The 12,789-nt window shown below is 45.2% G+C and carries 12 protein-coding genes; all 12 read left to right on the top strand.

Translation table 11 applies throughout. The features are described from left to right. Positions 1–13 precede the first annotated feature (13 nt). Positions 14–988, top strand: coding sequence for a phospho-N-acetylmuramoyl-pentapeptide-transferase (gene mraY, locus EBO34_RS07075; RefSeq protein ID WP_122897205.1), 975 nt, complete (start codon positions 14–16; stop codon positions 986–988). Next, positions 989–2,344 (top strand): UDP-N-acetylmuramoyl-L-alanine--D-glutamate ligase, encoded by a 1,356-nt coding sequence (gene murD / locus EBO34_RS07070; RefSeq protein ID WP_122897204.1) that lies wholly within the window; start codon positions 989–991, stop codon positions 2,342–2,344. Between the two features lie 66 nt (positions 2,345–2,410). Further along, positions 2,411–3,511, top strand: a complete 1,101-nt coding sequence (gene spoVE, locus EBO34_RS07065) for a stage V sporulation protein E (protein ID WP_122897203.1) — start codon at positions 2,411–2,413, stop codon at positions 3,509–3,511. Positions 3,512–3,946: 435 nt separating this feature from the next. Beyond that, positions 3,947–4,861 carry a UDP-N-acetylmuramate dehydrogenase gene (gene murB / locus EBO34_RS07060; RefSeq protein ID WP_183163747.1) on the top strand — a complete coding sequence of 305 codons (915 nt, stop codon included), beginning with the start codon at positions 3,947–3,949 and terminating at the stop codon, positions 4,859–4,861. 34 nt (positions 4,862–4,895) lie between these two features. Beyond that, entirely contained in the window at positions 4,896–5,747 is an 852-nt protein-coding gene (locus tag EBO34_RS07055; RefSeq protein WP_122897202.1) for a cell division protein FtsQ/DivIB, read from the top strand. Beyond that, the gene (locus EBO34_RS07050; RefSeq protein WP_183163746.1) at positions 5,725–6,438 is read left to right on the top strand and encodes a DUF881 domain-containing protein; all 714 of its coding nucleotides are present in this window, start codon (positions 5,725–5,727) and stop codon (positions 6,436–6,438) included. The genes EBO34_RS07055 and EBO34_RS07050 overlap by 23 nt, the downstream gene beginning before the upstream one ends. Next, positions 6,435–7,136, top strand: a complete 702-nt coding sequence (locus EBO34_RS07045) for a DUF881 domain-containing protein (protein ID WP_122897200.1) — start codon at positions 6,435–6,437, stop codon at positions 7,134–7,136. The genes EBO34_RS07050 and EBO34_RS07045 overlap by 4 nt, the downstream gene beginning before the upstream one ends. Position 7,137: 1 nt before the next feature. Next, on the top strand, positions 7,138–7,506 hold the full coding sequence (locus EBO34_RS07040; protein WP_122897199.1) for a small basic family protein: 369 nt from the start codon (positions 7,138–7,140) through the stop codon (positions 7,504–7,506). Positions 7,507–7,728: 222 nt separating this feature from the next. Next, the gene (ftsA, locus tag EBO34_RS07035; RefSeq protein WP_122897198.1) at positions 7,729–9,036 is read left to right on the top strand and encodes a cell division protein FtsA; all 1,308 of its coding nucleotides are present in this window, start codon (positions 7,729–7,731) and stop codon (positions 9,034–9,036) included. 227 nt (positions 9,037–9,263) lie between these two features. After that, on the top strand, positions 9,264–10,460 hold the full coding sequence (ftsZ, locus tag EBO34_RS07030) for a cell division protein FtsZ (RefSeq protein ID WP_122897197.1): 1,197 nt from the start codon (positions 9,264–9,266) through the stop codon (positions 10,458–10,460). Between the two features lie 603 nt (positions 10,461–11,063). Continuing rightward, positions 11,064–11,984, top strand: coding sequence for a sigma-E processing peptidase SpoIIGA (gene spoIIGA / locus EBO34_RS07025; protein ID WP_183163745.1), 921 nt, complete (start codon positions 11,064–11,066; stop codon positions 11,982–11,984). Between the two features lie 19 nt (positions 11,985–12,003). Further along, a complete protein-coding gene (gene sigE, locus EBO34_RS07020) occupies positions 12,004–12,723 on the top strand; it encodes an RNA polymerase sporulation sigma factor SigE (RefSeq protein ID WP_122897195.1) in 720 nt (239 codons plus the stop codon). The last annotated feature ends 66 nt before the right edge of the window (positions 12,724–12,789 follow it).

Below are 12,789 nucleotides of genomic sequence, written 5' to 3'. Positions count from 1 at the left end.
AGGAGTTCCCTTAATGCTAGAACAGGGTTTATTATTTGCACTTATTATGAGTTTTCTTATTACGGTCATACTTTCTCCGATCTTCATTCCGTTTCTCAGAAGGCTGAAGTTCGGACAGAGTATTCGTGATGAAGGACCAAAATCACACCAGAAAAAAACAGGGACACCAACGATGGGCGGAATCATGATTATTCTCTCCATCGTTTTAACAACACTGATTATGGGAGCGAAGTTCCATTCCTTAAACGTGGAAATCTTCCTCGTTCTTCTTGTGACACTCGGCTTTGGTCTCCTCGGTTTTTTGGATGACTTTATCAAAGTCGTAAAAAAGCGAAATCTCGGACTTACATCAAAACAAAAAGCCCTTGGACAGATTGTTATTTCTGTAATCTTTTATATCGTCCTTCTTCAGTCAGGGCTGTCAACGGAAGTCTTTATTCCCGGCACAAACGTCGGATTTGATATCGGCTGGCTGTACCTTCCCCTGATCATTATTATTCTTGTCGGGGCATCCAACGCAGTAAACCTTACTGACGGTCTTGACGGGCTCGTGGCAGGTACTTCAGCAGTGGCTTTCGGTGCTTTCGCCATCGTTGCCTATGCTGCTTCAATGTATACTGTATCTTTATTCAGTGTGGCGATTGTCGGTGCCGTACTTGGTTTTCTCGTATTCAACGCACACCCTGCAAAAGTGTTCATGGGAGATACGGGCTCCCTTGCCCTCGGGGGAGCTATCGGTGCTATTGCTATTTTGACTAAAACAGAATTGCTTCTCGTTATCATTGGCGGTGTATTTGTCATTGAAACGCTGAGTGTTATTATTCAGGTTGCTTCCTTTAAGCTCAGAGGAAAACGGGTATTTAAAATGAGCCCGCTTCACCACCACTACGAGCTGTCAGGCTGGAGTGAATGGCGCGTTGTTGTCACATTCTGGCTTGTGGGTATATTGTTCGCTGCTGCAGGAATTTACTTAGAGGTGTGGTTATAGATGAAAGCTGTTTCGGATTTTAAAGGAAAAGATGTGCTTGTATTAGGGCTTGCCAAAAGTGGAACGGCGGCGGCTCTCCTGCTTCATGAATTAGGAGCCAGGGTAACCGTCAATGACCAGAAGCCCCTGGAGGAAAATGAAGCGGCCCGTTCCCTTGAGAAAGCAGGGTGCCGGGTTATCTGCGGTGAGCATCCTTCATCCCTTATTCAAGAGGGGCTGTCCTGTGTAGTAAAAAATCCGGGGATCCGTTATGATAACCCGCTGATTGAAAAGGCATTGCGCCTCGGCATTCCCGTCATTACAGAAGTTGAACTTGCCTACCGGGTAAGTGAGGCCCCGATCGTGGGCATTACCGGATCGAATGGAAAAACCACCACAACGACCCTGGTCCATGAAATGCTTCAAAACGGGACGAAACACCCCCTTATTGCCGGGAATATCGGAAAAGTAAGCTGTGAGGTGGCGAAAAATGCAGGTCCGGAAAATGTCATGGTCACGGAGCTGTCCAGTTTTCAGCTTATGGGCGTTGAAGCATTTAAACCACAAGTGGCTGTCCTGCTGAACATTATCGACGCCCACCTGGATTATCACGGAAATCGTGAAGCGTATGCAGAAGCAAAAGCCCGCCTGTTTAAAAATACAGATGAAAACAGTGTTCTTGTTTATAATTTCGATGACCCTCTTGTCCGCCGTCTTGCTGAGCGGGCCGAGGGGATAAAAATGCCGTTTTCAGTCCGGGAACAATTAAACACCGGTGCTTCCCTTTCGGAGGACGGTTATCTCACAGTCAATGGAGAAGCTGTGATCCATAAAGATGAGATGAGCCTGCCCGGTGAGCATAATATCGAAAATGCCCTGGCAGCAGCTCTTACAGCATCAGTCTATGACGTAAACCGAAAAGACATGGCTTCGGTTCTTATGTCATTCACAGGCGTGAAACACCGTCTTCAGTTTGTAAAAAACCTGAACGGACGGGCCGTTTATAATAATTCAAAAGCAACAAACATTCCGGCTACCATTACGGCTTTAAAAGCATTTGATAAGCCGATTGTCCTCATTGCCGGGGGCCTTGACCGGGGGAATGAGTTTGACGATCTTCTTCCGTGGCTTAAAAATGTTCATTCGGTTGTGACATACGGAGAAACCGCTGAAAAGGTTGCCCGTGTGGCCCGTGAGGCAGGAGCTGAAGTCATCAGCGTTCAGACACTTGATGAAGCAGTCCCGGAAGCGTACAGGCTTACAAACGAAGGGGATATACTGCTGTTATCACCTGCCTGTGCAAGCTGGGATCAGTTCAAGACCTTTGAAGAAAGAGGCGACCGTTTTATCGAGGCTGTTGAAAAGTTGGGCAGCTGATAGCATGTTTGTCCCAGCCCCTTCATACAATCGGTAGTAGAGAGTACGAAGACTGGGGTGTCTCTATTGCCGAAAACAAAAACTACACCTGATTTTATTTTGATTGCTGCCACCCTCGGACTGCTGATCATAGGGATGATCATGGTTTACAGTGCGAGTGCTGTATGGGCAGACTTTAAGTTTGACGATTCGTTCTTCTTTTTAAAAAGACAGCTGTTCTTTGCAGGGCTTGGTCTGGTTGCCATGGTATTTTTAATGCATATCGATTACTGGGCGTGGCGTTCGTGGGCAAAAATACTGATGTTTGTCTGCTTCGGCCTTCTCATTCTCGTTTTAATACCAGGTGTCGGCCTTGTCCGTGGAGGAGCACAGAGCTGGCTCGGTGTCGGTGCCTTCTCGATTCAGCCTTCTGAATTTATGAAGATGGCTATGATTGTGTTTCTTGCTAAATACTTATCTGAAAAACAAAAGTACGTAACCACTTGGAAGAAAGGTCTTTTTCCCACTCTCGGACTTGCTATGGTGGCCTTTGCTCTGATTATGCTCCAGCCTGACCTTGGAACGGGGATGGTCATGATCTTAACGTGTGTGGTTATGCTGTTTATTGCAGGTGCGCGAATTTCCCATTTTGCTGTCATCGGGATGCTCGGTGTGGCGGGGCTCGTCGGGTTGATTTTATCAGCCCCATACCGGTTGAAGCGGATTGTTTCTTTTCTTGATCCGTGGCAGGATCCACTGGGAAGCGGGTTTCAGATCATTCAGTCCCTGTATGCCATCGGGCCGGGGGGACTCTTAGGTCTGGGAATGGGGGAGAGCAGACAGAAGTATTTTTATCTGCCGGAACCGCAGACTGACTTTATTTTTGCGATTCTTGCAGAAGAGCTCGGTTTTATCGGCGGAACGTTCGTACTTATGCTGTTTGCGATTCTGTTGTGGAGAGGTCTGCGGATTGCTCTTTATGCACCGGATCTTTTCGGAACGTTTCTTGCAACAGGAATTATCGGGATGATTGCCATTCAGGTAATGATTAATGTCGGGGTGGTAACCGGCCTCATGCCGGTAACGGGAATTACACTTCCTCTTCTCAGCTACGGCGGCTCATCACTTACGCTAATGCTTTCTGCCATCGGTGTCCTTCTCAGTGTAAGCCGGTATGCAAAAGCCTGACATACAAAAATTTTGGCATCGCAAACGTTGTCTTCAGTTCAACGAAGCTGAGTCTGAATAAACCGTTATAGCACCTTCCAATTTCTATATGGGGGCAGCAACGTAAAAAGGAAAAAGAATGAAGGAAGCAGTCATTTATACGGAAAAAACTTTTATAAAAAATGAAGCCTGACTCTCCCGTGACAGAGTCAGGCTTTTTGCAAGGATCCTTTCCTCGCAAATCGTCACAGAAAGTCGGAACAGGGTTTATTTCGTCTGTAAAAAATATATCCACTTTTATCATATCTCGTATCAAGATAAACGTTTTTAAGCTATAATAATAAGTAGAATTCTCAGGAGATCGGCAAAAGGACAGACATAAAAATCAATTTCTGACGAAACGGCATTTTTATAAATATAAAAAAACTATGAAACAGGGAAAATGAGTAACCTTGAATGGGGAGTGAACAGGTGAAAAAAACAGTTGAAGAGCTGTCATTTCTTGGGGAAGTTAAACAAAATGAACCGTTAAAAAACCATACGACTTGGAAAATCGGGGGATCTGCAGGTATTCTTTATACGCCGATTGACATTGCTTCACTTAAGAAAGCAATGGAACTCATTACACAAAGGGGGCTCAAGTGGGTTGTAATCGGAAAGGGATCCAACCTTCTCGTTTCAGACAAAGGATTTGACGGGGTTGTGATTAAACTTGCTGAAGATACCAGTCCCTTGGTTGTTAACGGTACGACCGTAACGGCAGGCGGGGGGTATCCTCTTATTAAACTGGCAACGGTACTGACACGGGATGGACTCGGAGGTCTTGAATTTGCCGGCGGCATACCAGGCACTGTAGGCGGAGCTGTTTTTATGAACGCAGGAGCCCATGGAGCAGATATGTCCACAATTCTTACGAAGGCCCATATTTTGTACCCCGACGGTACCTTTCGCTGGCTCACAAAAGATGAACTTGGGTTTTCTTACAGAACATCTGTACTGCAGAAAAACCGTGGTATCTGCATTGAAGCTGAACTTGAACTTACAAAAGGAGATAAAGAAGCTATCAAGGCTGTTCTCCAGAAAAATAAGGATTACCGGCGCCATACACAGCCATGGAACTTTCCGTGCTGCGGGAGTGTGTTCCGCAATCCTCTCCCCGATCACGCTGGAAGGCTGATTGAGGAAGCCGGTCTTAAAGGGCATAGAATCGGCGGTGCCCAGGTGTCAAATATGCATGCAAACTTCATTGTGAATGTTGCTGATGCTACATGTGAAGATGTCCTGAACCTGATTGCCCATATTAAAGAAACCATAAAGAAAGAAAAGAACATTGATCTTCACACAGAAGTCGAAGTGATGGGTGACCGATAATTATTGGCTCTGTAAATGAAAGGGGGGAGTTAAGATGGATGAAAAGAAAGTGGTTGAAATTGAGGGCAGGATACCGACGCTGAAAGAAAAACGGAAACAGCGGGCCAACAGACGGCTCATTATATACGTGAGCGGATTTTTTATCCTCATGACAGCCGTTATCTATTTTCAGTCTTCCTTCAGTCATATCAAGGCCGTTAACGTGACAGGCAACGAGCACGTGATGGATGATGAACTTGTGGAAATGACCAATCTCCTCGATGATGTGAGTATGTGGCGCTATGATGAGAGAGATATCATTAGCCGTCTTGAAGCTCATCCGGAAATCAGTTCTGCCTCCCTTTCACGTCAGCTTCCAAACACAGTGGTGATCTCAGTTAAGGAACATAGCAGGGTTGCCTATGTAAAAAGAGATGGTAAATACCTGCCTATGCTTGAAACTGGCGTTGTTCTTACAGGAACAGACCGTGCTGAAAGACCTTATGATGCCCCGGTGATGGCAGGCTTTGAAGAAAATGACACCTTGTCGGAAATGGCTTCAGAACTTACCAGTCTTCCGGAAAGTCTTCACCAGAGAATTTCGGAAGTGCACCTTGTTCCGTCCGAGAACGATCCTCATCAGCTGATGATTTTTATGAATGACGGTTTTGAAGTCCATTCTACCCTCCGTCATTTTTCAGAGCGGATTATTCCGTACCCGTCCATTGTGGCGCAGCTTGATGAGGATGCCCAAGGTATTATTCATATGAGGATGAGTCCTTATTTTGAAAGTACGGCTTCCGATGAAGGTAATGAAGAAGAGTTGGAAGAAGTGTCAGATGTAATTTCAGAAGAAGGAATTGAAGAGATTATTGAGGAGGAAGATGAAAGTGAAAGTGAAGGGTAGTCATGTTGTTTTGTCATCCGTACTTCTCTTTGCCGGCTTTCTTATTGCGTTTTCATACCAGTTGACGAGTGACAACAGCTACCCGCAGGCTGCAGGTGATTCACAGTGGAAAGTTGAAGATGATTTACGAAATAACATATTGATGCAGCAATCCGTCAACCGTAACCTGACAGAGGAGCTGCGCTTGATTCAGGCAGAGATGAGCCGGGTCGAAGAAGAAGTGGCAAACCATGAGCGGCGTTATTTTAACCTTGTTGAAGATATGGACAAGCTCAGAATGCTTACCGGTGCAGTGGCAGTGATAGGGGAAGGAATTGAAATTACCCTCGACGATGCCGAATTTATTCCGGATGATCAGCATGCCAACAACTTTATTGTCCATGAGCAGCATGTTCAGAAAGTGATTGACGAACTGCTCGTCACCGGTGCAGAGGCCATAGCCGTGAATGGTCACAGGATTAACCAGAATTCCTACATACAATGCATCGGACCGGTTATTGAAATCGACGGCAACCGTTCTTTTGCACCGTTTACCATTACTGCCATCGGTGAAAGTGAACAGCTAAACCTGGCAGTCAACCTTTCCGGAGGGGTTGTGGACCAGCTCGTACAGGATAACGTGGAAGTCCGTGTAGAAAAAAAGAATGATGTCCTCCTCGATCCGTTCTATGAAGAAGGAGATATGTCATGATGAAAGACAGAATGATGATTTTCACCGTTATTACAACGATTATCGGTTTTATGGTAGCTGTTCAGTTTCAGACGACTAAAGAACCTGATGTCCGTGACACGAGAACAGTGATGGAATTGAGACAGGAACTTACTGCTGAAAAGGAAAAACAGCAGGAGCTCATAGAGGAACTGGCCACGCAGGAAGAAATGCTTGAACAGCTTCAAAATACAGGTAATGTGGAAAATGTCATTGAGGAGGCCATCAACGGTCTTAAAGCCCGGGCCGGCTTGACAGAAGTGAGCGGAGAAGGCGTTTTGATTGAAATCAGGCCTTATTTTGATGAGAATTATCAGGGAGGAGCCATCCGCACTGTTCCTGCACACCTTGTAAGAATGCTGATAAATGAGTTAAATATTTATGGTGCAAAGGACATTGCCGTGGGATCACAGCGAATAGTATCTACGACACCCATTCGTGAAGTTCAGGGCGTAACGCTGATAAACAGCCGGAGAATGACAACATTCCCTCTTCAGGTAAGGGTTCTTACAGACGATCCCGAACAGCTGCATCACTATATGATGACTTCTGAAGTGAAAGAATATCTCCAGTATGAAAACCTGGAGTTTACATCTGCTCCGATGACGGATATCACCGTACCGGCATATGATCAGTCCATGCGTGTCCGCTACATGGCGCCAGTAAAGGAGGAATCATAATATGTGGCTTCCGTTTATCGGCCTTCTTGTAGGGATACTTCTTGGTTTGTCTACCGGAATCCGTGTACCGGATGCCTATACAAGCTATCTCAGTATCGCGGTCCTTGCGTCACTGGATACTCTTTTCGGAGGTATCCGTGCTCATTTGGAAAAAACGTTTGAAGAGAAGGTTTTTATTACAGGTTTTTTCTCAAATATTATTTTAGCGGCGGGTTTGGCTTTTCTAGGCGTCCATCTTGGTGTAGACTTGTATTTAGCCGCTGTTTTTGCTTTTGGGGTCAGGCTGTTTAACAACATCGCCCAGATCAGAAGGCTGCTGCTTGAACGCTGGTCAAAAAGAAAGAAAAAAGATTTATCTGCATCCCCATGACTTTCCTGAAGTTTTCCTATTAAAATAAGGGAAAAAAAAGAGGGAATGTAAAAAAGATGTGGAATACATTGTGTACTTACTAATCTATGAGTTATTGTTCTTAAGTAGAGGGTGTGTAAAGTCTTACTTGGAAGTATGGACCAGGCTCTTATGAACATAAGAAATGAAGCATTGGATACCCAGTGTTACATAGATGGAGGAACTTAAAGGAGGTGCCAGAGAATGAACAACCATGATACGTACGTGACGTTGGACATCGGCACATCTACTGTCCGAGTCATAATTGGAGAAATTGCCAATGGTACGTTGAATATCATCGGAGTAGGAGAAGCAGAATCAGAAGGGATTCGTAAAGGGTCAATTGTGGACATTGATGAAACAGTCCGGTCAATCCGTGCAGCTGTAGAAAAAGCAGAGCGCATGGTTGGCTTAAAGGTTGAAAACATTATCGTTGGCGTGTCAGGAAATCACGTCCAGCTCCAACCTTGCCACGGAGTTGTTGCCGTTTCAAGTGAAGACCGTGAAATCGGCGATGAAGATATTATCCGTGTCATCGATGCGGCCCAAGTGGTTTCAATTCCTCCTGAAAGGGAGATTGTAAACGTCCACCCAAAACAATTTATTGTAGACGGGCTTGATGAGATTAACGATCCTCGCGGCATGATTGGTGTCAGACTGGAAATGGAAGGCACTATTATTACTGCATCGAGAACGATGCTACATAACCTGCTGCGATGCGTTGAAAAAGCAGGACTCAATATAGCAGATATCGCACTACAACCTTTGGCAGCAGGGTCTTTTGCTTTGTTAAAAGATGAACGAAGCCTGGGTTGTGCTCTTGTGGATATCGGTGGAGGATCCATTACAGTCTCGGTTTTCAAAAACAACGTACTTCAAGGCACAACGGTCCTTCCGTTTGGAGGAGATCATGTGACAAATGACATTAGCGTGTGTTTACGAACGTCTACTGCAGAGGCTGAAAAAGTAAAGAGAGAGTATGGCTGTGCCTACATCGATCTTGCTTCTGAAGACGAGGTTTTCGAAGTTTCAGAGATCGGCAGTGATGAACTTCAGGAATATTCTCAAGCCGATTTAGCAGAAATCATTGAACCCCGAATGGCAGAAATGTTAGGGTTAGTTCATAGAGAAGTGCAGAAACTTGGATTTAGAGATGTTTCCGGTGGCTACGTACTTACGGGGGGATGTGTAAAGATGCCAGGACTTCTGGAACTTGCACGAGAAATCCTTCAAAAGAATGTACGAGTTGCTATTCCTGATTATATCGGGGTCAGAGAGCCTCAATATACGAACGGGGTCGGACTCATCCAGTACGCACACCGCAGTGCCAGAATTCAAGGCAAGGAAATTGCTGCAGGTGTTGCACAGGTCGAACACGAACCAGCAGAAGAACGTCAGGAACGTTCAGCGAAAAAGCACCAGAAGCCAAAACAGCAGGCAACACAGAAGCAGCAGGAAGAGGCAGGCGTGAAAAAGCGAATGTCCAAACTGTTTAAAGTCTTTTTTGAGTAGGCTGTGTTAAGATCCTTGTTGATTTATTAAAGTTGATTGCAGCGAATGCACGACACTCATGCGGGAGCAATGAGCGGAAATCAACACCTGAATTTAACGGAGCCTTTGAGTAAAAGAATAACGCCGGTAACGATATAGCGGGGGAAGTCAAAACTCGTGTTTCCGGAAATGACTCGCACAATGATAAGTGATGATCATGCTTTGCATGATAGATTGGGGGATCGTAAATGTTAGAGTTTGAAATGGATATGGAGCAGCTAGCTACGATAAAAGTAATCGGTGTAGGTGGCGGAGGAAGCAACGCCGTTAACCGAATGATTGAAAATGGTCTGCAGGGAGTAGAGTTTATTGCGGTCAATACAGACGCACAGGCTCTTCACCTTTCAAAAGCGGAAAAAAAGTTACAGCTTGGAGGCAAGCTTACGCGGGGCCTTGGTGCAGGAGCGAATCCTGACATCGGTAAAAAAGCTGCAGAAGAAAGCCGCGAGCATCTTGAAGAGGTTCTTGGCGGTGCCGACATGGTATTTATCACAGCCGGAATGGGCGGAGGTACCGGAACAGGTGCAGCCCCTGTAATCGCTGAGATTGCAAAAGACCTCGGTGCACTTACTGTAGGTGTGGTTACACGCCCGTTTACATTTGAAGGACGTAAGCGTATGACTCAGGCTGGCAATGGAATTGGTGCTTTAAAAGAAAAAGTGGACACACTTATCGTTATTCCTAACGATCGTCTGCTTGAAATTGTTGACAAAAACACACCAATGCTCGAAGCGTTCCGAGAAGCGGATAACGTTCTTCGTCAAGGTGTACAGGGTATTTCCGACCTGATCGCAGTACCGGGACTCATTAACCTCGACTTTGCTGACGTGAAGACGATCATGAGTGAAAAAGGTTCTGCACTGATGGGTATTGGTATTGCCACTGGTGAAAACCGCGCAGCAGAGGCTGCGAAAAAAGCAATCAGCTCTCCACTTCTTGAGACTTCCATCGATGGAGCTCAAGGAGTTCTTATGAACATTACAGGTGGATCCAATCTTAGCCTGTTTGAAGTTCACGAGGCAGCTGAGATCGTATCTTCCGCTTCTGACAGCGAAGTGAACATGATTTTCGGTTCCGTTATTAACGAGAACTTAAAAGATGAAATTGTAGTAACAGTTATTGCAACTGGGTTTGAAGATGCAGAAGAACGTCCTGCAATGGTCCGCCAGCAGCTGAATTCCACAAGAAGAGAAACACCTGCACGCGAGCCGCGCCAGGATCAGCAGCCGGCACAGCCTCAGCAGCCGGCACAACCGACGTATGAAGAGCAGCCGCCTGCACGTGAACCTCAGCCGCAGTCAAACAAAAGCTACAAGCAGCCACAGGAAGACAATGGTGACAACCTGGATATTCCAACATTCCTGCGTAACCGTCGCCGTCGATAAAATCAAAAGCGGGAGCGCCTTGGTCACAAGTGATAAAGAAAACCTGGCTTATCGCCAGTCTTGGCGAAAGGCTTAGTTGCCCTTATGCTTTAGTACAAGCATTTGAGGGAGGCCATAAGATTGAAGCCGCTTTTGCCTTCATCTGATGGAATAAAATGACCTCGAGCTCGTAGGCGCTTGAGCTGGATGTCATTAAATAACCGCAGTCCTCATAGGGGCTGCGGTTTTTTGCTGTTTTTATATTTATTGCTGGAGAAGGGTTTTCTCCTTTTGAATCTTAATTGTAAAAACCTATGTTAACCCGGCCTGTTTTGTTCGACAGATGAATTATCAGAAGCCTGGTATGGTAATTATATGGGGTGGATCTGGAATTCTTAATATTCAACCGCGAATCCTTAACATTTACCCGGATATATTAACACAAATCCCCAAAAACGCTTGTCAGGATCATGTACGGAAAAACCAAAGTTCACTGCCGCTGTATATTCTGACAAATTCGAAAAAAATCTCTCAAAATAACATGCAATCAGCATCCAAAAAGTGACAGACTTACAAATCGGGTTAAGCTATACTAATTTCAAATTCTTTTAAATGAGGTTTCCCATGACACTCTATCTGGATGTGATATGGCTACTCAACTTTCTGATTGACTGGATGCTCCTCGCACTCACTGCACTGGCACTCAAACAACATGTACGGAAATGGAAACTGACGCTCGGCGCATTTATTGCTTCCATGTACTTATTTTTATTATTTTCTCCGGTGTCATCCGTTGTGGCACACCCGCTCTTTAAAGCTGTGTATTCCATTGGCATTGTTACGTCTGCTTTCGGATTTAAAGGATTCAAGCCTTTTTTTAAAGCGTGGATGATGTTTTATTTTGTCAGCTTTATGACTGGAGGAGGGCTCATTGCAGCCCATTCTTTCTTTTCAACTGACCTTTTTACAGTCAACGGAACTTTTGCTACAAGGCTGAGCGGTTTCGGCAGCCCGGTAAGCTGGCTGTTTGTTGTAATCGGCTTTCCTGCAGTCTATTATTTCTCAAGGAAATCGATTCACGGCATTGAAACAGCAAAAATCCGGTATGACCAGATTATGAATGTCCGGGTAATGGTCAGTGGAACAGAGCTTGTTCTTAAAGGTTTTGTTGACAGCGGGAACCAGCTGAAAGATCCGATATCCGGACGCCCCGTCATGATTATTGATATGACGAAGCATATGGACTCATTCCCTGAAGAGCTGGTACGGTTCACACAAAAAGGCACACAGAGCATAACAGACTTTCAGGCTGTAGAAAAGCACGCTATGACACTCGTTCCTTACCGAACCGTCGGGAAGAGCCATCAATTTCTATGGGCACTTAAACCATCAAACGTTATTGTCAGTCCGGGGGAAAAAGAAGAGAGTTTTTCATGCAGTCACGTTTTGATCGGACTAAGCTACACGCCGCTCAGTTCACTTGATGATTATGACTGTATACTTCATCCGGGGATGTTTCAAAACCAAAAACAGTCACCGGCATAATGATAATGGGGGGAAAACAATGAGAATTCTCAGAATGAAGATTAAGCTCTGGTGGTATAAACTTCTGATGAAATTCGGGATTAAATCTGACGAAGTTTTTTATATAGGGGGAAGTGAAGCACTCCCGCCTCCTCTTACGAAAGAAGAAGAAGCCCATCTGCTCAAGAAGCTGCCGTCCGGAGATGAAGCGGTCCGCTCCATGCTTATTGAGAGAAACCTCCGTCTGGTTGTTTACATCGCCCGTAAGTTTGAAAACACCGGTATAAACATAGAAGATCTCATCAGCATCGGGACGATCGGGCTTATCAAGGCTGTAAATACATTTGATCCTGAGAAAAAAATTAAACTTGCTACTTATGCTTCCCGCTGTATTGAAAATGAAATTCTCATGTACTTAAGAAGAAACAATAAAATCCGCTCTGAAGTGTCCTTTGACGAGCCCCTGAATATTGACTGGGATGGAAACGAGCTGCTCCTGTCCGATGTCCTCGGTACCGAAGAGGACATCATCACAAAAGGGATTGAAGACCGTGTTGACAGAAAGCTTCTTGTCAAAGCGCTCGAAACCCTCTCTGCCCGGGAAAAACAGATTATGGAACTTCGATTCGGGCTTGCAGGAGGAGAGGAAAAAACCCAGAAAGATGTGGCGGACCTCCTCGGTATTTCCCAATCGTATATCTCACGGCTGGAAAAAAGAATTATTAAACGGCTGAGAAAAGAATTTAATAAAATGGTTTAGCAGCAAGGGTTTGTCCCTCTCTTTCCTAAAGTGCAAATTTTAAGAATTACTTTTTCTGCATAAATT

It is taken from the genome of Alteribacter keqinensis, from assembly GCF_003710255.1.
GTDB lineage: Bacteria > Bacillota > Bacilli > Bacillales > Salisediminibacteriaceae > Alteribacter > Alteribacter keqinensis.
This window is presented reverse-complemented; position numbering and strand designations above follow the sequence as displayed.